Source organism: Paraburkholderia sp. SIMBA_027 (assembly GCF_046535315.1).
Classification (GTDB): domain Bacteria; phylum Pseudomonadota; class Gammaproteobacteria; order Burkholderiales; family Burkholderiaceae; genus Paraburkholderia; species Paraburkholderia tropica.
The window spans coordinates 138,960-163,032 of record NZ_JAWRWY010000004.1 but is presented as its reverse complement, the minus strand read 5'-3'; the positions used below and the strand labels follow the sequence as shown (position 1 = coordinate 163,032).

At 64.3% G+C, this 24,073-nt stretch carries 22 protein-coding genes and 2 pseudogenes; 18 read left to right on the top strand and 6 right to left on the bottom strand.

Annotation, left to right across the window (positions count from 1 at the left end; all coding sequences use genetic code 11):
• Window positions 1-18 precede the first annotated feature (18 nt).
• The 7 genes and pseudogenes from SB764_RS08770 to SB764_RS08740 all read left to right on the top strand — a co-directional run.
• Window positions 19-2,310, top strand: coding sequence for a heavy metal translocating P-type ATPase (locus tag SB764_RS08770; protein WP_410863251.1), 2,292 nt, complete (start codon window positions 19-21; stop codon window positions 2,308-2,310).
• A gap of 248 nt (window positions 2,311-2,558) precedes the next feature.
• Window positions 2,559-3,017 carry a carboxypeptidase regulatory-like domain-containing protein gene (locus SB764_RS08765; protein WP_156773757.1) on the top strand — a complete coding sequence of 153 codons (459 nt, stop codon included), beginning with the start codon at window positions 2,559-2,561 and terminating at the stop codon, window positions 3,015-3,017.
• A gap of 52 nt (window positions 3,018-3,069) precedes the next feature.
• Window positions 3,070-3,969 carry a universal stress protein gene (locus SB764_RS08760; protein WP_176081560.1) on the top strand — a complete coding sequence of 300 codons (900 nt, stop codon included), beginning with the start codon at window positions 3,070-3,072 and terminating at the stop codon, window positions 3,967-3,969.
• A gap of 315 nt (window positions 3,970-4,284) precedes the next feature.
• Window positions 4,285-5,229 (top strand): 1-phosphofructokinase family hexose kinase, encoded by a 945-nt coding sequence (locus SB764_RS08755; RefSeq protein ID WP_183716773.1) that lies wholly within the window; start codon window positions 4,285-4,287, stop codon window positions 5,227-5,229.
• Between the two features lie 440 nt (window positions 5,230-5,669).
• A complete protein-coding gene (locus SB764_RS08750; protein ID WP_110328671.1) occupies window positions 5,670-6,119 on the top strand; it encodes a universal stress protein in 450 nt (149 codons plus the stop codon).
• Window positions 6,068-7,876, top strand: a pseudogene (gene ppsA, locus SB764_RS08745) (phosphoenolpyruvate synthase); the annotation flags it as partial. The gene SB764_RS08750 and the pseudogene ppsA, both read left to right, overlap by 52 nt.
• Before the next feature lie 25 nt (window positions 7,877-7,901).
• Window positions 7,902-8,798 (top strand): annotated as a pseudogene (locus SB764_RS08740) (putative PEP-binding protein); the annotation flags it as partial.
• 126 nt (window positions 8,799-8,924) lie between these two features.
• On the opposite strand, the gene SB764_RS08735 reads toward SB764_RS08740, so the two are convergent.
• Window positions 8,925-9,155 (bottom strand): ChaB family protein, encoded by a 231-nt coding sequence (locus SB764_RS08735; protein WP_234774610.1) that lies wholly within the window; start codon window positions 9,153-9,155, stop codon window positions 8,925-8,927.
• 247 nt (window positions 9,156-9,402) lie between these two features.
• On the opposite strand from SB764_RS08735, the gene SB764_RS08730 reads away from it, so the two are divergent.
• Both SB764_RS08730 and ftsH read left to right on the top strand, forming a co-directional pair.
• Window positions 9,403-9,900: a hypothetical protein gene (locus SB764_RS08730; RefSeq protein WP_074986173.1), complete on the top strand. Its 498-nt coding sequence runs from the start codon at window positions 9,403-9,405 to the stop codon at window positions 9,898-9,900.
• Between the two features lie 42 nt (window positions 9,901-9,942).
• A complete protein-coding gene (gene ftsH, locus SB764_RS08725; protein WP_321905480.1) occupies window positions 9,943-11,871 on the top strand; it encodes an ATP-dependent zinc metalloprotease FtsH in 1,929 nt (642 codons plus the stop codon).
• A gap of 32 nt (window positions 11,872-11,903) precedes the next feature.
• Here ftsH and SB764_RS08720 read toward each other — a convergent pair whose 3' ends face one another.
• Window positions 11,904-12,290 carry a sigma factor-like helix-turn-helix DNA-binding protein gene (locus SB764_RS08720; RefSeq protein ID WP_231957579.1) on the bottom strand — a complete coding sequence of 129 codons (387 nt, stop codon included), beginning with the start codon at window positions 12,288-12,290 and terminating at the stop codon, window positions 11,904-11,906.
• A gap of 544 nt (window positions 12,291-12,834) precedes the next feature.
• Between SB764_RS08720 and SB764_RS08715 the strand changes: the two genes are divergently transcribed.
• From SB764_RS08715 to SB764_RS08700, 4 genes are all read left to right on the top strand, one after another.
• Window positions 12,835-13,320, top strand: coding sequence for a hypothetical protein (locus SB764_RS08715; RefSeq protein ID WP_183039592.1), 486 nt, complete (start codon window positions 12,835-12,837; stop codon window positions 13,318-13,320).
• 217 nt (window positions 13,321-13,537) lie between these two features.
• Window positions 13,538-13,750, top strand: a complete 213-nt coding sequence (locus SB764_RS08710; RefSeq protein ID WP_065060536.1) for a hypothetical protein — start codon at window positions 13,538-13,540, stop codon at window positions 13,748-13,750.
• Entirely contained in the window at window positions 13,747-14,205 is a 459-nt protein-coding gene (locus SB764_RS08705) for a CBS domain-containing protein (protein ID WP_110328664.1), read from the top strand. The genes SB764_RS08710 and SB764_RS08705 overlap by 4 nt, the downstream gene beginning before the upstream one ends.
• Window positions 14,206-14,238: 33 nt before the next feature.
• On the top strand, window positions 14,239-14,763 hold the full coding sequence (locus SB764_RS08700; RefSeq protein WP_410863247.1) for a flavodoxin family protein: 525 nt from the start codon (window positions 14,239-14,241) through the stop codon (window positions 14,761-14,763).
• Window positions 14,764-15,060: 297 nt separating this feature from the next.
• On the opposite strand, the gene SB764_RS08695 is transcribed toward SB764_RS08700, so the two are convergent.
• Entirely contained in the window at window positions 15,061-16,359 is a 1,299-nt protein-coding gene (locus SB764_RS08695; protein ID WP_410863245.1) for a polyhydroxyalkanoate depolymerase, read from the bottom strand.
• Window positions 16,360-16,626: 267 nt separating this feature from the next.
• Entirely contained in the window at window positions 16,627-17,001 is a 375-nt protein-coding gene (locus SB764_RS08690) for a hypothetical protein (RefSeq protein WP_124263173.1), read from the bottom strand.
• Between SB764_RS08690 and SB764_RS08685 the strand changes: the two genes are divergently transcribed.
• From SB764_RS08685 to SB764_RS08675, 3 genes are read left to right on the top strand one after another with little or no spacing between them, the layout of a single operon-like run.
• Window positions 16,966-17,619, top strand: coding sequence for a dienelactone hydrolase family protein (locus SB764_RS08685; protein WP_410863485.1), 654 nt, complete (start codon window positions 16,966-16,968; stop codon window positions 17,617-17,619). The two genes, SB764_RS08690 and SB764_RS08685, sit on opposite strands and share 36 nt — an antisense overlap.
• A gap of 48 nt (window positions 17,620-17,667) precedes the next feature.
• Window positions 17,668-18,183: a BCAM0308 family protein gene (locus SB764_RS08680; protein ID WP_110328663.1), complete on the top strand. Its 516-nt coding sequence runs from the start codon at window positions 17,668-17,670 to the stop codon at window positions 18,181-18,183.
• A gap of 15 nt (window positions 18,184-18,198) precedes the next feature.
• Entirely contained in the window at window positions 18,199-18,912 is a 714-nt protein-coding gene (locus SB764_RS08675) for a phosphoribosyltransferase (protein ID WP_074986186.1), read from the top strand.
• Window positions 18,913-19,073: 161 nt separating this feature from the next.
• On the opposite strand, the gene SB764_RS08670 is transcribed toward SB764_RS08675, so the two are convergent.
• Both SB764_RS08670 and SB764_RS08665 read right to left on the bottom strand, forming a co-directional pair.
• Complete coding sequence (locus SB764_RS08670) at window positions 19,074-19,715, bottom strand: HD domain-containing protein (RefSeq protein WP_410863243.1); 642 nt, start codon at window positions 19,713-19,715, stop codon at window positions 19,074-19,076.
• A gap of 126 nt (window positions 19,716-19,841) precedes the next feature.
• Complete coding sequence (locus SB764_RS08665; RefSeq protein ID WP_110328660.1) at window positions 19,842-20,840, bottom strand: GlxA family transcriptional regulator; 999 nt, start codon at window positions 20,838-20,840, stop codon at window positions 19,842-19,844.
• A 385-nt stretch (window positions 20,841-21,225) separates the two neighbouring features.
• Between SB764_RS08665 and SB764_RS08660 the strand changes: the two genes are divergently transcribed.
• Both SB764_RS08660 and SB764_RS08655 read left to right on the top strand, forming a co-directional pair.
• Window positions 21,226-21,822: a carbonic anhydrase gene (locus SB764_RS08660; protein ID WP_065060543.1), complete on the top strand. Its 597-nt coding sequence runs from the start codon at window positions 21,226-21,228 to the stop codon at window positions 21,820-21,822.
• 844 nt (window positions 21,823-22,666) lie between these two features.
• Window positions 22,667-23,983, top strand: a complete 1,317-nt coding sequence (locus SB764_RS08655; protein WP_410863240.1) for a dicarboxylate/amino acid:cation symporter — start codon at window positions 22,667-22,669, stop codon at window positions 23,981-23,983.
• The last annotated feature ends 90 nt before the right edge of the window (window positions 23,984-24,073 follow it).

Below are 24,073 nucleotides of genomic sequence, written 5' to 3'. Positions count from 1 at the left end.
GAACCTGGTGGTTTCGCCATGCGACGTCTATTGCGTTCCATCGACTTCGTCCTTCTGCTCATCACGGCCCTGGGTCTGATAGGCGGCCTCATGCTCACGGCATTCGGCCGAGGCGTGATCGCCCACGCGGTATGGACCGTCGGGGCAGCGCCGGTCCTGCTGGCGTTGTCGATTTCCATTTTCCAGGCGTTGCGGCGCCGCGAAGCAGGCATCGATATCCTCGCGCTGCTCGCCATAGGCTTTGCACTGGCACTCGGCGAATTCCTTACCGCCTCGGTGATCGCGCTCATGCTGGCGAGTGGACGCGCGCTCGAACACTATGCACACGAGCGGGCGCGACGAGAAATGACGGCGCTGCTCGCGCACGCGCCGCACTACGCCAATCGCTTCGAAGGCGGCGAGTGGCTTCGCGTGGAGTTGGACGCCGTTGTTCCGGGCGATCGGTTACTGGTGCGAAGCGGCGAGTTTGTACCGGTCGATGGCACGCTCGCTGGCCACGCGCAGCTGGACGAATCCGCACTCACGGGCGAGTCCGTGCTCCAGTCGCGCCCGCCCGGGGAGTCCGTGCCCAGCGGCGTAGTCAACGCGGGAGCGCCGTTCGAAATGGTGGCCGCAGCGGCCGCCAGCGATAGCACGTTTGCCGGGATCGTCCGCATGGTGCAGTCAGCGCAGCAAGGCCGCAGTCCCGCGGCGCGCCTCGCCGACCGCTATGCATTGCTTTTTATCCCCGTCGCCCTGTTGCTTGCCGGAGCGAGCTGGCTTGTCACCGGCAACGTCGAGCGTGCGCTGGCGGTTCTCGTCGTTGCAACCCCATGCCCGCTGATCCTCGCGGTGCCCGTGGCAGTCGTCTCAGGCATGTCGCGTTGCGCAAAGCGCGGCGTACTCGTCAAAAGCGGCGGCGCGCTGGAGCGTCTCGCTCAGGCAGGCATCCTGTTTTTCGACAAGACCGGCACGCTGACGGGCGGCCATGCTCGTCTGGTCGCGGTCGTCACGGATCCCGGGACAACGGCGGACAGCGTGTTGCGGTTTGCCGCTTCGCTTGCTCAAGCGTCGGGGCATGTGATTTCCCAGGGGGTAACCACGGCCGCACGCGAGCGCAAGCTCTCGCTTGCCGTGCCCGCCCGTGTTGTCGAACAGCCCGGCGCGGGACTGACGGGGGAGATCGACGGTCAGGTGGTGGCGATCGGCTCGTTTGCCTATGTATCGACGGTCGCGACGCCGGCGCCCTGGAGCAAGGCCTTCCTTCAGCGCGTTGCCAGCGAAGGCGCCTCGGCCGTGTTCGTGGGCGTCGACGGTGTCATGGCGGGCGCCATTCAGATGGCGGACCAGATCCGCCTGGAGACGCCACGAGCGCTGAGGTTGCTGCGTCAGGAAGGTATCCGGCGGCTCATCATGCTCACCGGCGACAGACGCGACGTGGCCGAAACCATCGGTGCAATGCTCGGCGTCACCGAAGTGTGCGCAGAGCAAACGCCCGCGGACAAGCTCGCCGCTATCCACGCCGCTCGAGCGCAAGGCACGGTCATCATGGTCGGCGACGGCATCAACGACGCCCCTGCGCTCGCGGCCGCCGACGTCGGGATCGCGATGGGCGCGCGCGGGGCCGCTGCGTCATCGGAGGCCGCAGACATCGTGCTGCTCGTAGACCGCCTGGATCGCCTCGTGGAGGCATTGAGAGTGGCTCGCCGTACCCGACGGATCGCGATGCAGAGCGTGGTGACCGGCATGGCGCTTTCGATTGCGGCCATGGTGGTGGCGGCCCTCGGCTATTTGCAGCCCCTGGCGGGCGCGATGGTTCAGGAGCTTATCGACGTGGGTGTCATCGCGAATGCACTGCGGGCGCTGCGGATACGCGCCACGGCGACGACCGGTAGTCTCGCGCGGGACGATGCGGACCGTCTGAAAGCCGGTCACGTCGAACTCGGGCCGGTGATCGAACAGATCCGGAAGCTGGCGGACGAGTTACCGCGACTGCCGCGAACGACGATTGCAAGCGCGCTCGAGAGCGTGAACGCGTCGCTGTCCCGAGAGCTGGTTCCGCACGAACAGCGCGACGATGCGCAGGTGTATCCGGATCTCGCGCGCCTGCTCGGTGGAGAAGATCCGATGGCGGCAATGAGCGGCACGCATCGGGAAATATTTCGCCTTGCCCGTCTGCTTGGACAGATGACGGCGGAGATACCGAGCGAGGGCCCCGACGCGGACAGCATTCAGGAATTCCAGCGACTACTGTACGGACTGGACGCGATTGTACGCTTGCACTGCACGCAGGAGGATGAACTGTTCCACGCGCTCGATGAGGGCGCCTAGAAACGCAACGGGTGTCCATACAAACAACCGGTCGGTTCTTCAAGCGTGCCGATGGATCACGCCCCGGCCACGTTCGGCCACGGAGCGACGGGGCGAGCGGAGGAGGCGCGCTGTTCGAGTTTGTGACAGGAACGGCAGCGCCAATTGATGCATATCAATTGCCGTTCGAGCGACATTTCTATTCTTGCTTCATCGATGCCACGTCGAGCACCGGGTCGTGGCGCAGTTCAAGCGAATGGAGCCCGTTCATGTTCACGCTTTTCCGCTTTTACGCCTTCCTCCTCTTTGCCGGACTGGTCGTTTTTTCCGGAAGCGTGGACGCAATGCCGGCGTCTGCACCCGTCCGGCACAACGGCATCAGCTACATCACAGGGGGCATTGGCCAAACCGAAGTCGAAGCGTTCAGAGCGCAGGCTCAACAGTACAACCTGCGCATGACCTTCACGACGAAGTCGGGTGCGTTCCTGTCCGATGTCGACGTGAGCATCTGGAATATGTCGCGTCATCGTGTTCTGCGAGTGCGCACGGAAGGGCCGTTCCTGTTTGTCCGCCTGCCGGCGGGCCGCTACCAGATCGAAATTCATCTTGGCCCGCAGAGTGCGACGAAGGCGGTGCAGGTTCCTGCGCGCGGAGGATCAGAGGCGATTTTTCGTCTTGACGATCCCGACACCTGCGGTGTGATTCTCCTGTGCAAACAGGCGCGATAGTCCGCGTAAAACCGCATGAGTCCGTCGGGCGGACATCTCAAGGACTTGACGCATGTCGCTGAGAATATGCATCGCCATCGATTCGTCAGAAGCTTCCCGCGAGGCGCTGAGATTCGTTCGCGACATCGCGCCGATTGGGAGCATCGTCCGCCTCGTTAGCGTGGTGCTGGGCGAAGCGTCGATTCTGCCGCCCGGAGACGCCACGATTCCGGTTCTGGATTCCTTGCAGGAAGAACGGGTTCGCGAGGCGAAGCGCGTGCTCGCGAACGCGACGGACTATCTCGCGCGCGCCGGCATTCGAGCGGAGACTCAGACGGTCGAACTGCCCGGACGCGACACCGATACCGGCCGCGCAATCGTGACGTCGGCGGCTTCGTGGCAGGCCGATCTGCTTGTCGTCGGCGCGCGGCAGCATCGGCAATGGTTGCGATGGCTTGAAGGAAGCGTCTCCGGGGCATTGACGCGTTTGCACCGGTGTCCGCTATTGATCGTCCCCCTTTCCGGGGCACAAGCCGAACACGATCGGCCGACACGCATCCTCTTTGCGGTTGATTCCGCTGAGGACGCACGACATTGCATGGCCTATGGACTGCGCCTCGCGACGCGAGCCTCGCATCTGCGCGCAGTGAACGTTGCTGCACCGGCTCCCGTTTGGCCAGTGGCGCACGATGCCCCGGACGTCGGGCGCGCAACGAAAGCGCTGGTCGCGGCAAAACAGTGTCTCCAGCGGGCTTCGGACAACGTGACGACGGCCACCATCGGCGCGGCGGAAACGAGCGACGACATCGCGCGCGTGCTGGTGCGGGAGGCGGTGGAATGGGCCGCTGATCTGCTGGTGATGGGGATGCACAGCAGCGGGGGGCTGACTCATCTGGTGGTCGGCAGTGTCGCCAAAGAGGTCGCGCGTCTCACGCGGACGCCACTGCTGCTGGTTGACGCTCCGGCTCCTTGAATCCCCGTGTTTGATTGATCCACTTTGGTCGTACCGCAAACGATGCGGCCGTGAAGGCCGGCGTTCATGGATTCGCGATGTCGCGTTTAGCGCGCATTGCGGGCAGGGTTTCGACGTTGTCGTCCGCCGCTTGCGCAGGTGTGTCGACGGCGGTTATGTCGAAGCGCCTTGCATTCGATAGAAGCGGCCCGTTTGCGTGGCACGTCTTCAGTACGTCGCGCAGCGGGGCGCGTTCCAATGAGGCGCTGCTGAAACTGCCGCAAGCATTTTCTGGACACCGCAGGCAAACGCCTGCACAAGGGAAGGGGGGCGCAGGTGATCGAGATCGTGACACTGACACTGAATCCTGCCGTCGATCTCTCGACGGCAGTGGAGCGGGTCGTCGACACGCACAAGCTGCGCTGCGACGCCGCGTGCCGCTACCCGGGCGGCGGCGGCATCAATGTCGCCCGCGTGATCCAGCGGCTCGACGGAAGGGAGGCGAACTGCCTCGCTCTCTATCTGGCGGGCGGCTCATCCGGGAGCCAGCTCGAACAGATGCTGACGGCGGAGCGCGTCAGCAGCCGGCGGCTGCGCATTGCGGGTGAAACGCGCGAGAACTTCTCCGTGAGCGAGCGCGCCACGGGCCGCGAGTTTCGCTTCGTTCTGCCCGGCCCGCAGATCAACGCCGATGAGTGGGCGGCCCTGTTCGCGGTGCTCGATGCGTTAATGCCCGCGCCGCGCTATCTCGTGCTGAGCGGGAGTCTGCCGCCCGGATTGCCGGCCAGGGCCTATGCCGATCTGACCCGCTATGCCCATCTGCGTGGCACGCGCGTGGTGCTCGATACATCGGGGCCGGCGCTCGCGCTCGCACTCGAAGCGGGTGTCTACCTCGTGAAGCCCAGCCTCGGCGAACTGGCCGCACTGGCAGGAAAGCCCCTTGCCGACGAAACCGATTGGCTGTCGGCCGCCCGTCGTCTGGTCGAGGAGCAGCGCGCGCAGATCGTTGCGTTGACCTTGGGGGAACGCGGCGCGCTGCTTGTCTCGTCCGAAGAAACCCTTCGCGTGCAAGCGCTGCCTTTGGCCGTATTGAGTGCAACCGGCGCCGGTGACAGTTTTCTGGCCGGCCTGCTGGTGGCGCTGCGTCGCGGCGACAGCTTGCGGGATGCCGCGCGTCTCGCTCAGGCTGCGGCCTCTGCCACGCTGCTCAAGAGCGGCACGGCGCTGTGCGACGCGGATGAAGTGAAGCGGCTGCACGCCGCCATCCGGGATGCGGCCTGACGCCTTGCCGCGCCTGTTCAGACGGCGCCTGACCGGCGAAGCCACAGCGGCACGACCACGGTCGCCGATTTGAGCAGCGCGCAACGCCGTGGAGCCTTTGTCCTTCCACGCCGGACGACGACAGGCGTCCGTCACGGCGAAATCGCGGGAGCTCGACGCCACCCCCGAGAGCAGGCTGTCGCCGGCGGCTCCGTCCGTATCGCTGATTGCTTCCACAAAACTGATGTTGACCCGATGGCGGGCCGGCAAGATGCCGGCTCGCCTGCCTACGGTGCGGACTCTCGCCAGGTTCATCAAACGCCCGTCCAGATGCGCACGGCCACGCGCCCCGTTCGGCCCCGTTTGTCTCTTGACGCAAGTCAATGCCGCGGCGCGGCCCAACCCGATGATGAAAAGCACGCAAGACCACACGGGCGTGACATCCCGGTTCAGGAGCCGACATGTATGACAGGATTCTGGTGGCGTTCGACGGCAGCGAGACGTCGAGACACGCGCTCGCCGAGGCGCTGCGCGTCGCTCGCCTGACAGGCGCTCAACTCTACGTCGCGCATGTGATCGACATTCTGGCGCCCTTCGGCATGGGGCTGACCTACGTGCCGGCGGACCTGATCGCCGCCTACCGCGAAGGCGCGCGCAGGGTGCTTGAAGTGGCGCGCGCCGAAGCAAAGGGCGCGGGCGTGAGATGCGAGACGGAGCTGCTGGAACTGCAAAGCGTCACCGACAGCGTGGCGGACTGCCTGAACCGCTGCGCCACGCGCGTGGGCGCGCAACTCGTCGTGCTCGGCACGCATGGCCGTCGCGGCGTGCGACGCGCCGTTCTCGGCAGTATCGCCGAGGAATGTGTGCGCGTGACCGACTGCCCGGTGCTGCTCGTGCGCGGTGCCTTGTGAGCGCCGGCGCCTCTTCCGCCGTGGTCTGGCTCGCGGAAGTCACGCGCGCCGATCTCGGGTGCGTCGGCGGCAAGAACGCGTCGCTCGGCGAACTGATTGCGCGGCTCACGCCACAGGGCATTAAGGTGCCGCCCGGTTTCGCGACCACGGCGCAGGCGTATCGTGACTTTGTCGCGGCAAACCGGCTCGATGAAGTGATCGCCGCCGCGCTCGACGATCTGGAGACGGGGCGCCGCACGCTCGCGGAAACGGGTACACGCATCCGCGCGGCGGTCTTGCGAGGAGAATGGCCGGCGGCGATCGCGGACGCTATCGCCGCTGCCTATGCGGAGTTGAGCCGCCAGAGCGGCCAGGACGTGCTGAGCGTTGCCGTGCGCTCCAGCGCAACCGCCGAGGATCTGCCCGAGGCGAGCTTCGCGGGGCAGTTCGAGACCTTCCTGAACGTGTCTGGCGCCGCCGCCGTGCTCGACGCATGCCGGCGCTGCTACGCCTCGCTCTACACCGACCGGGCGATCAGCTACCGTCAGGCCAGGGGTTTCAACACGCTCAAGGTCGCGGTGTCGGTGGGCGTGCAGCAGATGGTGCGCGCCGACCTCGGCGGCGCGGGCGTCATGTTCTCGATCGATACCGAGACCGGCTTCGATCGCGTCGTCCTGATCGATGCGGCCTGGGGCCTCGGTGAGAACGTGGTGCAGGGCGCGGTGGATCCGGACGAATACGAGGTATTCAAGCCGCTGCTGAAAGACCCTGCGTTGGCGCCCATCGTCGGCAAGAAGTGCGGTGCCAAGGCGATCAAGATGATCTGCACACGCAGCCGCATGCAGCCGACCAAGAGCGTGCGGACCTCGCTGGCCGAGCGCCGCGCCTGGGTGCTCAACGACGATGAAATCCTGAAGCTGGCGCGCTGGGCCTGTCTGATCGAGACGCACTATGGCTGTGCGATGGACATGGAGTGGGCGCGGGACGGCGCGACGGGCGAGCTCTTCATTGTGCAGGCGCGTCCGGAAACCGTGCAGTCGCGCCGCGATGCCGCAAGCATCAGGACCTGGCATCTCGACAGGAGCGGGCCGAAGCTGCTTTCGGGCGTCAGCGTCGGCGAGGCGATAGGCGCGGGCGAAGTCTGCGTGATCGAGCAGCCTCGCGACATGGCGCGCTTCGTGGACGGCGCGGTGCTGGTCGCGCAGACCACCGACCCCGACTGGGTGCCGATCATGCGGCGCGCGTCGGCGATTGTCACCGACCATGGCGGACGCACCTCGCACGCGGCGATCGTGAGCCGCGAACTGGGCTTGCCGGCGATCGTCGGGAGCGGCAATGCCACGCGCGTGCTGCGCAACCGCCAGAAGGTCACCGTGAGTTGCGCACAGGGCGAGGAAGGTGAGGTCTATGAGGGCATCGCCGACTTTCACGCGGACGAGATCGACTTCTCGAGCTTGCCGCCCACGCGTACCGGCATCATGCTCAACTTCGCGAATCCGATGGCGGCGTTTCGCTGGTGGCGCCTGCCCGCCGATGGGGTGGGACTCGCGCGCATGGAGTTCGTGATCGGCAACCAGATTCGCGTTCATCCCATGGCGCTGGTTCACTATGACCAGTTGAAGGACGAACAGGCAAAGCGCACGATTCGCAACCTCAGCGCGGGCTACGCGGACAAGACGGCCTATTTCGTGGACCACCTTTCGCGGGCGCTTGGGCGCATCGCGGCCGCGCAGTTTCCGCGTCCCGTGATCGTGCGCATGAGCGACTTCAAGACCAACGAGTACGCGAACCATCGGCAACCAGATTCGCGTTCATCCCATGGCGCTGGTTCACTATGACCAGTTGAAGGACGAACAGGCAAAGCGCACGATTCGCAACCTCAGCGCGGGCTACGCGGACAAGACGGCCTATTTCGTGGACCACCTTTCGCGGGCGCTTGGGCGCATCGCGGCCGCGCAGTTTCCGCGTCCCGTGATCGTGCGCATGAGCGACTTCAAGACCAACGAGTACGCGAACCTCGTGGGCGGCGCCCAGTTCGAGCCGCGCGAAGCCAATCCGATGCTTGGTTTTCGCGGCGCCTCGCGCTATTACTCGCCGCTGTACCGTGAAGGATTCGCACTCGAATGTCGTGCGATCCGGCGCCTGCGCGAAACCATGGGCTTCACCAACGTCATCGTGATGATCCCGTTCTGCCGCACGCCCGAGGAGGCCGACCGTGTGCTGGAGGTCATGAAGGGGAACGGGCTGGAGCGCGGGCGCGATGGCCTGGAGATTTATGTGATGTGCGAGATTCCGTCCAACGTGGTGCTCGCCCGGGAGTTCGCGAAGCGCTTCGACGGCTTCTCGATCGGCAGCAACGATCTCACGCAGCTCACGCTCGGCGTGGACCGCGACTCGGCGCAACTGGCGGGCCTTTTCGACGAGCAGAACGACGCGCTCAAGTGGATGGTGCGCACCGTGATCGAAGAAGCCCATCGATGCGGGGCGAAGGTCGGGTTGTGCGGCGAGGCGCCCGCGCATCATCCCGAGTTTGCCGCGTTCCTGGTCGAATGCGGGATCGATTCGATTTCGGTGAGCCCCGACAGCTTCGTGGCGATCAAGCGTGCCGTCGCGGCCCGCGAGGCGGCGCACGATGCGGACCTTGCCGTGCCGGCAGCCGAGGTGTCGCGCCGCGCCCACGGGGTCGAAATCACGCCTTAGCCGTCTTTTCAATTGGGGCGGCTCATGCACGGCCCGGTTGCCCCCGATACTCGCTGAAAAGAGCGGCGGCGCAGGGGTGGCAATCGCCTCACGCCGCTTTCATGCACCCCGGACAGGGCCGACCCTTCAGCGCGGCACCCACCAGGTATCCGATGTACCCGTCCGGACATAGAGGCGCTTGACGGCGGCCCAGGCGATCCGGCGCGCCGCTTCTTCCTGGCGCGGGTCCGATGCGTGGGCGGCCCACGCATGGTTGAAGGCGGCACGAAAAATATCCTGTGCGTGCGACGGCAAATGATTGCGGACGCTCGCGGGCAAATCGTCGTTCGTTGCGTAAGGCATGGCGAAGGTGCGCATCGCGCGGGAAGTCAATCGGGGCAATCAGAAGACTGGCGCGCGCCGCGAGGGCGGCCTCTGATGCAGATCAAGCAAGGCAGCGCACGCGGGATCGCCATCGTGGCTATTTCGGATGCTGATCTCGGCTGATGCAGGTCAATTTTGCGGAGGACCCGTTCGCTAGATTGAACAAGGATGGGATTCGACGAACGGATCAGGGCTTGGTGCGTCGTGAATCCGGCACGCTTTGATTGATCAGGAGAATGACATGAGCCCTATTGCTCCAGACACGCCGCTTCAACCCGTTTTCCTGTCGGACATGGGCGCGCGCATGGTGCAGATCGGTTTCGATCAACTCGCGTCCGCGCTGGCGTTCCAGGCGAAGTGCCTCGATCGCGACCGCACTGCCGCGCAGCACCTGTGCGAGGTATGGATGCAGGCGCGCACCCACGATACGGGGGCCGTCGCGCAGGCGTGGCAAACGATGACGCGCGAGTATCTTGCGGCGTGCGTGGCCTTGTGGGGGCAAGGGATGGTGGCCGCCGCGGAAACCCAGGCGTCTTATGGCGCGATGCTTCGCGACACGGTCCTCGGCGCCCGGAAGGTGTGGTTGACGGGTGCGCCGGGCCTGGCGACAACGCCGGCCGGAACCGGCGCGCAGTCGGCGGACTGGATGGCATATCTCGCGTCGTTGACAGCCACGTACCCGGACGGCGAGGCGCGCCCCGCCACGTCGCTGCACCACGCGAGATCGGCAGGGGCGTGATCGCCGAACGCCTGCCCCTGCGCAACGAGGGGAGAGCTCAGTATGGAGAAGAAGTTCGATTACGGCAGCATCGCTTTCTTTGTCGGGCTGCTGTTGATGGTGGCGCTGCAATTGTTCTGGTCCACGCCTTCCGTGCCCCAGATGGCGTACAGCGACTTCGTGCGCCTGCTCGGCGCGCATCAGGTCGACAATCTCGTGATCAGCCCGACGCGCATCACGGGCGAACTGCGCTCGGAACACGCCAGGGCGACCCTGCCTGCGTCGGAGGCCGCGAGCTTTGGAGACGGGCCGGCGCCTTATCCTTTTGCGACGGTCCGTGTCGCCGACGACGCGCTGTCGGGCCGCCTCGGCGCCGCCGGCGTGCGCTATAGCGGCGCAGTCGACAGCAACTGGGGCGGCGCGCTGCTCGGCTGGCTCGCGCCGCTCGTGCTCTTCGTGATCGTGTGGCAGGTCATGTCGCGGCGGGGCGGCGGTGCGCGCGATTTCATGGGCATCGGCAGAAGCGGCGCGCAGGTCTATGTCCAGCGCGACACGGGCGCGACCTTCAACGACATCGCGGGCATCGACGAAGCGAAAAAAGAGCTGCAACAGATCGTGTCGTTCCTGTGCCATCCGGAGCGCTATCGCCGGCTCGGCGGCAAGATACCGAAAGGCATCCTGATCGTCGGCGCGCCCGGCACCGGCAAGACGCTGCTCGCCAAGGCGCTCGCGGGCGAGGCGGGCGTGCCGTTCTTTTCCATCAGCGGTTCGTCGTTCGTGGAAATGTTCGTCGGCGTCGGGGCGGCGCGGGTACGCGACCTGTTCGAACAGGCGCAGCGGCAGGCGCCGTGCATCGTGTTCATCGACGAACTCGATGCGCTCGGCAAGGTGCGCGGGGCAAACCTCATGTCGGGCAACGACGAACGCGAACAGACGCTCAACCAGTTGCTCGTCGAAATGGACGGCTTCGAGGCCAATGCCGGTGTCATCCTGCTGGCGGCGACCAACCGGCCCGAAACACTCGACCCCGCGCTGCTGCGCCCGGGGCGTTTCGATCGCCATATCGCCATTGACCGTCCGGACCTGACCGGACGCCGACAGATCCTGGCTGTGCATACGCGCAAGGTGCCGCTGGCACCGGATGTCGATCTGGATGAGCTGGCGGCGCGCACGCCCGGCTGCGTGGGCGCCGACCTCGCCAACATCGTGAACGAGGCCGCGCTGCACGCCGCCGAAGCCGACCGCGCGACGGTCGCCATGGCGGACTTCGACGAGGCCATCGATCGCGCGCTCGCGGGTTCCGAACGCAAGAGCCGCGTCATGAACGCGCAGGAAAAGCAGACGATCGCATGGCACGAGGCGGGACACGCGCTCGTGGCGCAAAGCCGCGCCCATTGCGATCCGGTCAAGAAGGTGTCGATCATTCCGCGCGGGGTGGCCGCGCTCGGCTATACGCAGCAGGTGCCGACCGAGGACCGCTACGTGCTCAGGCGCAGCGAACTGCTCGACCGGCTCGACGCCCTGCTGGGCGGGCGGGTTGCGGAGGAGCTGGTGTTCGGCGACGTGTCCACCGGCGCGCAAAACGATCTGGAGCGCGCGACCGCCATGGCGTGGCACATGGTGGCGCGCTACGGCATGAGCGAGCGCATCGGCCTCGCGAATTGCGCCGACCAGCCCGGTACGGCACATGCGCTCGGCGCCACGGACGGCCCGCGCTGCGGCGAGCATACGGCGCAGCGCGTCGACGACGAAGTACGCAGGCTTCTGAACGAGGCGCACGAACGGGTGGTGCAGACGCTCGCCGAACGGCGCGAGGCGCTCGACCGGATTGCGTTGCGTCTGCTCGAACGGGAAATGCTGGATCACGACGAACTGCTCGCGCTGATCGCCAACGAGCCCGAGCCGGCCGGCAGCGCGCGGCAGGGCGCGCCCGAAAGTGCGCCGGAAAGTGCGAGGTCCAAAGAAGTGGGCAACGTCGAACGCGCGGCATGAGGTGGCGCGCGAGTGCCGTTCAGGCGTTGCGTTTACGGCTCCGGATCGAGATAGTCGTGCGCGGCGCGCACGCGTTCCGATGTCCGCAACGCCTCCAGTGCCCGCTGTTCGGTGCGGCGAACCTGCTCACGCGAGATACCAGTGCGGCACGCGATTTCATCGTAGGTTTGGGGCTCGACGCCAATCCCGAAGCGCCGGCGCACGATATCCGCCTGCACGGCAGACATGTCGTCGAGCCGTGCCTGCACGAATTCGCCCATGCGCGCGCTGGCGAGCGTATCCAGCGGCGTGGCGGTCGCAGGGTCGGGAATCAGGTCGATCAGTTCCGTTTCGCCGTCGGGCAACACGATGTCGAGCGACGACGACTCGGCGCGCACGCCGCCAAGGTCTGAGCGTTGCAGGCGTTTGTCGGTCTTCATGTCGTTCACGCAATACACCGTGAGGCTAATGGCGAGGCGTACTGACTTCCTCGTGACGGCAGCCGCCGGTTCACAAACACAAATTCGCCGCGGGCTGCCTGATGCCGTGAATCATTGTGCGTTCGCGCGCGGTTGAATAAGGGAACACCGCAGTGTGTGCCACTCGCCGCATCGGTCGATCGGATCGCGCGGCAACATCTGGGGCCAGTGAACAAGCGCGTGCGAGGCTGCACGCAAAATGACCGCTGCGGCGCATGCCCGGTGCGGCTGTCGCAGCCATGTGATTCGGATTGGGCGGCCGATTGATTTGAGTCAAGCCGACAGCCGCGGTAGCGGACACGATGGTTTCATCCGCATGGAATTGCAATTGCCATCGCGCGATGAGCGTGTACTTTCTCGCCGGACATGCAGCCGGCGACAGGATGAACTGGCGCGGTTTCGCATCGGCGAAGGCATCGTCGATATACGGTCTGCCGTATGGTCCGCAGGGACGACGGCGGGTGTGCTTCGGCTAACGCGAAATTGACACGGCACGGAGGCGCGTATGAACTGGCTGGCAGAGTACTTTTCACGCAGGACGCCCGTACTCGATGTCGCGATGTGGATCTATCCCCCGCCCGCACTCGGCCCGGAAGGGCCGGTCGTTCAGGCGCCGCATTGCCTGCCGTACCCCGGTGTCGAGCTGGCCTTCACCGCAGGCGAAGAAGTCAGGCGCGGCACACGCAGCGACGAGATACCGGCGCGCTATGCGTGGTGCGCTGAAGTCCATCAACCCGACATGTCGCGGGTGAGGGAAATGGCAAGGGGCGTGGAAAATCACGGATTCTTCCGGTCGATCGAAATTTATCCGCCTTCGCGTTACAACAACGATTGCCTCATTCGGGTCAACGATGCCTTCGCGTTCGTGCCCGTTTTCTCCGCTGATGGCGCGCCGTGCTTTTCCGGCAGTTGCATGGCGCAGCCCGGCGAGCCGTCCTCGTCGTCCAGCGTGCGTTTGCCGTGGCTTTTCCGCGGCTATATCAGCATCTAGGCGAGCAATGGGTCGACCTCAAGCTCGATGTGAAAGCGGGGCCGGCGGACGATCTCGCATGTGCGCCGGGTCACAGGTGTGATCGACGAGGTTCGGAGGCGCGGCGAGATCCGGCCGAGGCAGTCGAGAACGGCGGCGTGTGGTCCGCGCGAAAAGCGTGGCGCTCGCTGTGTGCATCATCATGGATATTCTGTACACCGAATGAGGTAAAGCTGTCATGTATCGCATCTTTCGTAAGCTGGAACGGTGGGCATTCGGCATCGTGACGGCGTCGGCTGTGGCATGTGCGGGTTTCATCGTGGTCGAGCGGTGCGGCGCGTCCTTCGCGAGTGCCGCCCATGCAGCGCTCGGCAGCGTGTTCGCCTGCGAGCCGGTCAGCCAGCCGGCCGAATGCGACGCCTTGCTGGCCGAGTGGAGAGAAGTCAAATGAATGCTTTTTCACTGTGTACCCGCGAGGTGGCCACCTGCGGTCCGCAAACGTCCATTGTCGAAGCGGCGGCCCGCATGCGCGCCCTTCATGCGGGCGATCTGGTGGTGGTGAGCGAGGAGACGGGCGCGCGCCAGCCGGTTGGCGTGCTCACTGATCGCGACATCGTGCTGGCGGTGGTGAGTCCGGATGCCTCGCCGACGACGCTCTATGCCGGCGACGTGATGTCGGCGCCCGCCGTGCTCGCCCACGGCACCGACGACTTATGGATGCTCGCGCGGCGCATGCATCTGCACGGCGTACGCCGTCTGCCCGTGGTGGGCGCGGACGGCTCGCTGGTCGGCATCGTTACGCTGGACGACCTGCTGCATGCGGCCGCGAACCTGCTCGATGAATTGCGCCTCATCGCCGCTCGCCAGCAGCATTTCGAAGCGAAGCGCCGCGGTGACAGGGCTTAGCCCGCGCATCGGCAAGATTCCATGGATTCGGTCATGAATACCCCAATGCGCATCCTCGTCGTCTTTTACTCGCGCAGCGAGACCACCGCCGAGTTGGGCGGGCGGCTCGCCGCCGAGCTTGAAGGCGATTACGAACGGTTGCATGAGGTCGAATTCCGGCGGCGTGCCGGGCCTTTCGGCTTCCTGCGCTCGATTGTCGATGTGGTTCGCCAGCGCACGGCGCATCTTCAGCCGATGGCCCACGTGCTTGCGAACTACGACGTCGTGCTGATCGGCACGCCGGTGTGGGCCGCTCGCGCTTCCACGCCCGTGGCGACCTGGCTGGCCGAACACTGGCACGAAGTGTGCGCCACCGCATTCTTTTGCACCATGGGCTCACGCGGCAGCGAACAAACGTTCGCGCAGTTGCAGCAGCTCGCGCACCGCGCACCGCTCGCGACTTGTGCGATTTCCGCGCGCGACATGAAAGAGGATATAGCGGTGGAGAAGGTGGCCCGCTTCGTCCTTGCTATCAAGGACGCGCTCTCGGCGCGCGAGGACGAGGCGGCGGCCCGCTAAACGGGGCGTCGACGCAGTCAGCTCGTTTGTGAGCCGTCGTTTCCCGCGTCATCGTGGTCCGTACAGGTTCGCGCCTGTCGTTGGCCGAAAGTGCTGCGTTTAGCGCTCGCCTGCGCTTCGGCCCCTGTGGCCGCCATCGTCGACATCGGTCACCCCTGGTCGCCCTGTTGCGTGGCTGATCAAACCGTCAAGGTCGTGACGGCACGCGCTTCGCTCGCGACCGCGATGCGTTGTCAGACTCGCGACGAGCAAGGCCGCAGGGTCGAGGCCGGCAAGCCGTACCGTCTCCACGCCGGACTAGCGCAGCGCCGGGCGCGTCGTCTTCCGGGCGCGCTGGGACAAGCGCCAGGCGGCCTCGGCATTCGCGAAGGTCGCCTGTAACACGGGGTGCACATCGGCAAGCCAGCGCTCGCCTGTAAACAGCCCGTAGTGATCGCAGCCTTCCACGTCGAAGCGACGATGTGCATCCGGCGCAATGGCAGGGCACATCGCATGCGCCGCGTGCGTTTGCCCGGCTCCGGTGACGGCATCGCGCGTGCCTTCGACGGTCAGCAGCACCACGTCCCGCAACGCCGACGGCTCGACGAGCGTGCCGTCGGCACCGTTTGCTCCGGATGCGACGCGCCACGTGCCGTTCGCGAGCATCGCACGCTGGAACACGATGTCCACGGTGTCGAGGATGTACTCGGCGGCCATGTCGATCAGCGCGGTGTATTCGCTCAATGCGCGCCGTGCATCGGCGAGTGCGCGGACGTCGCCCCGCGAACTCGCATCGGCGTAAAGCTCGATCAGCAAAACGTACCGATGCGGATAGAGGATTGCGATCTCGGCTTGTTGCAGATAGGCCGGAAAAACCCGTCGGCCGCGTCCCGCAAACTGCGCAGGCACCACATCGATCAGATGACGCTCGCACCAGTCCAACGAATGCGATGTGGCGGCGAGACCGAGCGTGCCCGGGTTGAGGCGCGCATCGAGCGGGCCGCCGATCAGCGTGATGCTGGCGGGTGGGGACAAGGCACGCTGCGCGCGCAGCGACAGCGCCCCGAGTGCGGGAAACGTCGACTGGCAGACTGCAAGGACGTGCAACGGCCGCGTGTCGTTCGCGAACTGGCCGATAAAGTCGTCCAGCATCGCCACGTATTCGTCGAGGCCGAAGCGTCCCGCTGCGAGCGGCACGTCCCGAGCGTTTTTCCAGTCCGTGATGTAGACATCGCCATCGGCGAGCAGCGTCTCGACCGTCTCGCGCATCATGACGGCTGCATGGCCGGCCAGCGGCGCGCATAGCAGCAGCGCGCGCCGGGGCCCGGCGTCTGCGCCGCGGCATGCGAAGTAGCGCAGGTCGCAGAACGGCGTGCGCGCGACGATGCCGCATTCAACCGCGGTGCGGCGACCTTCGAGCGTGACGGTGTCGATGACGAAGGGCGGTGGCGTGTCGGTGAAGCCGGGCAGGGAATCGTAGAGGCCGGCATAGCAGGAGGAGACCGCGTGAGCGAGCGCGGGCGCCGGCCACCCATCGCACACATGCTCGGCATATTCCGACGCCGCGCGCCACGCACGCAGCCATCGGCGCTGCTGTTCGATCAGGGCATACCACATGATCGAGCCCGATGGTCCGGCCTGCCGCGTGTGTTCCGATGCGGCGCGAGCGCTTCCAGCGCTAATTCGCCGCCGATGGGTGGGACTGCTTTCAGGTCGGCGATCTCGCGGAGCAACCCGGCGATATCGGTACTGGGGATAAGCATGGTCTCGGCTCGTCGGGTAACCGGGCGGTGCAGGGTTGCAGCGCAATGTCGTGCGGCGGCATGACCGCCTCCTCACTCGATCACAGCATGGACGGCCGTGTCGCAGGCGCGTTGATGCAGGTCAGTTCTCCCGTAGGGCCGGAGTCAGGGCGCGCGATTGATCAACTTCAACTTGAAGGAGCCGGCGAAAGACGGCGACAGGTGGATCGGAGGAAATCCGTGAGAGGGATTCAGCGTTGCAGACATTGAGCGGGACTGCCGGCTTGCGCTGCACGACGTTTTGCAGGCAGCGGTGCTCAGAAGGCTTCGCTGCTATCCGGATGAGCACGGCTTTGCCGGAGGCAGCCCTTTCTCCTTGCCACGAGCAATTGATCGAAGTCAATCGGCCGGCTAACGCGGCGATGATGATGAACACGAGCGCGGTGCAAACCGCATACGTCTGCCGTGCCTGGAGATGCAGATGGAAATGCAGGATGTGCAGATTCCTGTCGATCATGTGGCGCTGGGCGGGTTACTGGAAATACCCACCCACGCCCGCGGCGTCGTGGTATTCGCGCACGGCAGCGGCAGCAGTCGATTCAGCCCGCGCAACCGGCAGGTGGCGGCTGACTTGCATGGCGCGGGCTTCGCCACGTTGCTGTTCGATCTGCTCAGCGCCGAGGAGCAATTGCACGACGGCGATGGCACCTATCGCTTCAATATCTCGCTGCTCGCGCGGCGGCTCGCCGCGACCCTCGTCTGGTTGCGGGAATCGCCCGACTTCGCATCCTTGCCACTTGGTCTTTTCGGCGCCAGCACGGGCGCGGCCGCCGCGCTCGTTGCGGCCGCGCAGACCGGCTGGGTAAAGGCCATCGTCTGTCGAGGCGGCCGCCCGGATCTCGCGGGAACGGCACTGGCCTCGGTTAAGGCGCCCACGCTGCTGATCGTGGGCGGCCTCGACGAGGACGTCCTGCGCCTGAACCGCAAGGCCGCCAAGCAAATGACCGGCGAGCACCGAATCGAGATCGTGCCCGGCGCGACGCATCTGTTCGAGGAGCCGGGCGCGCTTGAGGAAGTCACCTGCCTCGCAAACGAATGGTTCGAGCGCTGGCTCGGTGCGTGCGAGCCGAATTGAACGCGCCGTTCGTTTGCCATCCAATTTTCCCGACGTGAGTGAACCGATATGAACCCGATTCGCAACGAAAGCGCGGCGACTGGAATGCGTCGCGACAAGCGACTGCAACCGCACACGAACGACAGCTATCGCGCCCCCGCCCGCGTGATGAGCGGCACGGGCTGCCGCGAATGTGGCGCTATCTACGAAAATGGCCGGTGGATTTGGAGCGCCAGCGCGGAAGTGACCCGACAACTCCTGTGTCCCGCCTGTCGAAGGATTCAGGATCACGCGCCGGCGGGAGAGTTGTGGCTCAAGTCTTGCGACTATCTGAACGCGCACCTCGATCAGGTCGTCGCGCTGCTCTCCCGCGAGGCGCGCAACGAAGCAGGCCTGCATGCGCTCGAACGCATCATGGACATACAGGTCCAGTCCGATGGCGTGCGCGTTTCGACGACGGGCCCGCATGTGCTCCGCAAGCTCGCCGCAGCGATGCTGCGGGCGCACCACGGCAGACTCTCGATCGAGTATCGCGATGGCGAACGGCTGTTGCGTGCCCGATGGAGCCACGAAAGCCGGCCCTGAAGAGGACGCCAGATCATGAGCGAGGTATTCCGCGATCGTGCCGATGCCGGCAGACAGCTTGCAACGGCGCTCCAGCGCTACGCAGGCCGCGATGATGTCGTGGTGCTGGCGCTGCCACGAGGTGGCGTGCCGGTTGGTTACGAAGTAGCGAGGGCCTTGCGATGTCCCTTGGACGTGCTGATCGTGCGCAAGCTCGGGGCGCCCTATAACCCTGAGCTGGCGATGGGCGCCGTGGCGAGCGGCGACGCGCTCTACGTCAACGACGCAGTGATGCGCGCGCTTGGCGTGAGCGAAGCGCGGTTCGCCGAGACCCTTGCGCGCGAGCGCATCGAGCTGCAGCGCCGTGAGTCGGCTTACCGGGGACAAAGGCCGCCTGTGGCGGTGCTCGGGAAGACGGTTATTGTCGTGGATGACGGAATCGCAACGGGCGCGACCATGCATGTGGCCCTCAAGGCGCTGCGCGCGAGTCGGCCGCGAGCGCTCATCATCGCGGTCCCGGTCTGTCCGGTCGGTGCCGAAGCGCGCTTCACCGAGGAGGCGGACGATTTTGTCTGCGTGATGCAGCCGTACCATTTCATGGGCATCGGGCAGTTTTACGCGGACTTTTCCCAGACCGGCGATGACGAAGTTCGCGCTTGTCTGGACGCCGCGCAGGAGTGGCAGCTTTCGGCTGCATGCGGCGATGCCGCCGGCGCGCGGCCCTTGCCTCCCGACGGCAGGCCGGACTGAGCGGACGGCCGTGGCAGCAAGGAGGGCAGGGACGGTATGCGCTCGGAAATCACGCGGATAAGGCAAAGGCGTAGGCGCTATCGAACCGATCACGATTGCCGCCCCATCACAAGACATGGGCCGCGGCCTCGCGGGTTGCTGCTTGATCTCGTTGCGTCAGCTTAGCTTTCGAACGGCGCGGCGAGCAGCAGATCGCAGACATCGGGGATTTCAATGCCCGGCGCGAGGCGACGTCCAATGTCGGCCAAACCCGTTCCAATCGCAGTATGGGGTTTCCGTCTCGCCACTTCGGCGAGTGCTTGCGTGAACGCCTGTTTGAAGCCGAGCCGGGGATAAAGCGCGAGGGTGTCGTCGATCAACTGCGGAGATATCTCGTCCATCCTGAGTCCCATCACGTCGACGTGGGCGCCGAAGTGCACGAGCGCGACTTCCGGCTCCCGGCGATCGGCGATATCCGCGGATGAGTGAAGCGCGATCGCATCCCAGACAACATCGACTTTCGCCTTCTGATAGTCATGCGCATGCAGGAACCTGCTCGCCGCGTCGGCGCCATCGACCTCAAAGCGTTTATCTGCCGCGTGATGCGCCGACAACCCGAGATCGTGAAGCAGCGATGCGAGATAAACGAGCTCACGATCGTATTTCATCTGCCGCTTTTTTCCGATGAACTCCGCGAACCACCACGTCCGGTGAACGTGATTCAAAAGCGGCTTCGTGTGGGCTGATTCGGCGAGCGCGGCTGCTCGACGTGCAAGCTCGGAATCAGGAGCCGTTATGCCTCCGACGGTGACAGGGTGTTTCATACAGGATCCTTGAATGTTCGGTACGACGAAGATAGGGCGTACCGAACCCGTCAGCAATGACAAACACACCTCGTTTCCGGCCGATGGCTCGTCGTCGGCATGCCGGCGTGAGGCTTCTCGTGTGTGTTATGCCTTTGGCGGTCCGAAGCGTCGGCGGTAGTCTTGCGGAGCCACACCGTACACTTTCGTGAAGGCCCGGCGCATACGCTCGTCGTCGCCAAAACCCGTCCTGCGCGCGATGACCTGGATGGGCTCGTGCGCAGACTCGAGTAGACGTCTGGCCGCTTCGATGCGCAGTCGCTCTACCGCCCTCGCCGGGCTTTCCCCGGTTTCGCGAAGATAGACGCGAGCAAAGTTGCGCGGGCTCATCCGTGCGGCGTCGGCGAGTGCGGGAATGGACAGGTCCGCGTCCAGATGGGTACGAATCCAGTCATGGAGGTCTTCGAACCGGCCGCGCGCGTCGCGCATCTGCTGGCGCAGTTCGATGCTGAACTGCGCCTGGCCACCGGGTCGCTTGAGAAAGAGAACCATGCCGCGTGCAACATTGAGCGCCGCGAGATGGCCCAGATCGTCCTCGATCATGGCCAGCGCCATGTCGATCCCGGCGGAGACGCCGGCGGACGTCCAGATATGGCCGGACGTGACGAAAATCGAGTCGGGCTTCACGTTGATGGCCGGATGTTGTTGCTCCAACCGGTTGCAGGCCGCCCAGTGAGTCGTCACATCCCGATGATCGAGGACGCCGAGTTGCGCGAGGACGAACGCGCCCGTGCACACCGAACCGAGCCGACGCGGTCGTTCCAGATAGTTCGCCAGCGTTGCACGCAGCGATGCCGTCGCGGCGGCGGGCATGATCAGGTCGGCGCCGGCGATGAGCAACGTGTCGACAGAGTCCATCATCGTGTCATCGATGCACTCCGTTTCAAGCTTCACACGCGTGTCCGTCCGCACCGAACCGCCTGACTCGGAGGCCAGCACGACCTGATACGCGGAGCGACCGTCGTCAAAACAGGCATCGCTGAAAGCTTGCAATGGACCTGATATGTCCAGGAGCTTGGCGCCTTCATAGGCGACGATGACAACCTTGCGCGGCGCTCGACCATCCGGATTGTCGGTTCTGGACATTTGCTGACGTATCAAAGTACGGGGATCGCCGATCGAACCGGACCCAGCCTTATGCGGGCCATGACAAGACCTGGCTATGGCGACCGGTCGTGGACCAGCGCACACGCTACCGGAATCCGGCGTAGCGGCGCAAGGCCAACCATACCTCATTTTCTGCCAATGTCCGGGCGCGCCGCCAGGTCTTACGCGAGGTCGGCGGTGCGAGAGCAGGCGGATATCGCGGCCGGTTCGGAGTGAGCGGGAAAAGAAAACGAGGTCTTGCCCAGAACGAATTAGCGTTCTGGCAGAAAACGAGGTGTCAATGTCTGCGGCACATCGATCAATGATCCTATAGTGATTCAGCTAATCGCATCAGTCCATGAATGTGGAAAATGGAGCAAGGAAAATGAGCCAATACAGCGAATTCGAATTCAGGAAGCAGCCGTGGTTTGACGCGGCGTGGTTCGATCGGTCAAATTTTCAGGGGTTCAGTCGCTTCATTCCGATGAAGACGATCGTGGTCCACTGCTTTGATCCGAGGGCATCTGAAATACCGCAGGCTGTCGCGGACTATTTCGGTGATGAGGTTTATCCCGGTGAGAACATTCTCGACGAAGCGGGCAACCGCATCGGTAACACGCGTACGTTGTTTGCGGTGTCTAACGCGGGTGGGCGCGCGCTTTCGGCTTTGCAGTCGGTCGCCACGATGGACTATCTTTTCAAGGTTCAAAATGTCGTTGTGGTGCATCACTCGTTTTGCGGCGCTACGGCTTTCGAACCTGAAGACCTCGTTGATGAGTTTCATCATCATCACCATGCCGATATTTCAACGCTGTTCGATCACGATAGCCTCGCCATTTCGAACTTCGAAGATTCGATCAAACACGATGTCCGCTTACTTCGCGACAGCGCAGCCGTTCCGGCGAACGTCAAGCTTTACGGTTTCTTTTACGAGATCAATTCGGGCAAATTGACGGAGGTGGTGCGCGACATTCCGGCCTGAAGCCGGCTTCGGGGCCGCGCATGTGGGATCGCCGCCGGCCGCGTCTTCCTGAATTGCAATGTATCGGCCTGTGTAGATATTTAATTAAAACGACGGAGCATTCGTAGACATCGCCGATGTTCAAACAGCAGGCAGCACTTCAGCCGGTGTGGCTTCAGATACCGTTTCAACATCTCGAAACGTAGCTGGGCTCGTTAAAAAAAAAAGCCGCCACTTCTGCCAGAAGCGGCGGCTAGCACACACGCCGGCGCTGAGGCGCCGATGATTGCGGAATGTCTAAACGCAATCACAGTTCAATTTAGCAACCCGAAAAGCTTTCGTCCATATTTAGAAACGTTTGAGTACCGTTTATTTGTGTAATGCGGATGCCACCTCATGCGCATTGCATCGCATGGGCGCGGGCCGAACTGAGTGCTTTTTCCTGCTGAGACGCCGCCCACCGGTGGAGCATCGGCTTTAGAACATGTAGAGACCGGAACGATCCCCCTGGTTAAACCTTGCGCTGAGTCGCCAACAGAATTGAGATGTTCAAAGTGAATAATAATTTCACACCAACATTGAGATTGTAATCGGCATAAAAGGATTTTTTGGGGTTTCAGAATAACCGCCGATTGCGTGGTGAGCTTCACAGCGATGGTCAACTTTGTTTGTCGCAAATCGTCAAGCCAAGGTTGTCTGCACCAAACCAGCATGGGTTTGCGTCTCACCAACACCCGACATTCCGCCACACCAGGGTTTTTGACAGGTTTGCAACAACTGGTGCAACAAAGTACAGTGTTGCAACAAATGTATTCGTAAGCCTGTTGCCGGCCGCTCGTCTGCGCGGCCAAAAAGGAGTGTCGCAATGAAACGTACGAAGCTGACCGGCTGGATCGTGATCGGCATGCTATTGGGGATTGCCGTGGGTTACGGCTGTCATCGCGCGATCGACGACGCGCAGAGCCTGAAGTCGGTCGCAGACGGCTTCGCGCTCGTCACCGACCTGTTCCTGCGGCTCATCAAAATGATCGTCGCGCCGCTGGTGTTCGCCACGCTCGTGGTGGGCGTCGCGAAGATGGGCGACGCGAAGGCGGTCGGTCGCGTAGGCGTGCGCACGCTCGCGTGGTTTCTTGGCGCAACCTTTGTTTCATTGCTGCTGGGGGCGCTGGTCGCGAACTGGCTGCAACCGGGCGCGGGGCTGAATCTGCCGCTGCCCGATTCGCATGCCGCCACCGGCATTCAGGCGGGCGCGATTTCGATCCGCGAGTTCGTCACGCATCTGGTGCCCAAGAGCGTGGTGCAGGCCATGGCCGAAAACGAAATCCTGCAGATCGTGGTGTTTGCGGCGTTCTTCAGCCTCGGCATCATCGCGATCGGCGAGCAGGCGAAAAGCATCGTCAAACTGCTCGAACAGATTTCGGCGGTCATGTTCAAGGTGACGGGCTACGTCATGGCGTTTGCGCCGGTCGCCGTGTTCGCCGCGCTCGCACACGTGGTGGCCATTCAGGGTCTGGGCGTGCTGCTCAGCTACGGGCGTTTCATGGGCGTGTTCATTGGCGCGCTGGTGCTGCTGTGGTGCGCGATCGTCGCGGCGGGCGGTCTCGTGATCGGTGGCCGTGTGTTCGGACTCGTGCGCTCGGTGCGTCTGCCGATGCTGCTGGCGTTCAGCACGGCGAGCAGCGAATCGGCGTATCCGAAGCTGCTCGAACAACTCGAACGCAGCGGCGTGCCGCGCCGCATTTCGAGCTTCGTGCTGCCGCTCGGCTATTCGTTCAATCTCGACGGCTCGATGATCTATTGCACCTTCGCCACGCTCTTTATCGCGCAGGCGTATGGCATTCACCTGTCGTTCATGGATCAGGCGGCAATGCTCGCGATCCTGATGCTCACGAGCAAGGGCATGGCGGCCGTGCCGAAAGCGTCGCTCGTCGTGATTGCGGCGACGCTCGGGCAATTCAATATTCCCGAAGCGGGTCTGCTGCTCATCATGGGCGTGGACACGTTCCTCGATATGGGGCGCACGGCGACCAACGTGCTCGGCAACAGCGTGGCTGCCGCCGTGGTGACGAAGTGGGAAGGCCAGCTTGGCCCGGTGTTGAGCGAGGACGAGTACGAAGCGCTCGCGACTGCGCGAGAGGAAGCGCATGCCGGCGCGGGTCTGGTCGAAGGCGTGACGACGTAATCCGTATCGTACGTAATCCGAATTAATCGTCGATCAAGATCATCCGGATAAAAACGGCGGCCCGCATCACGCGGCGCCGCCGTTTTTTAT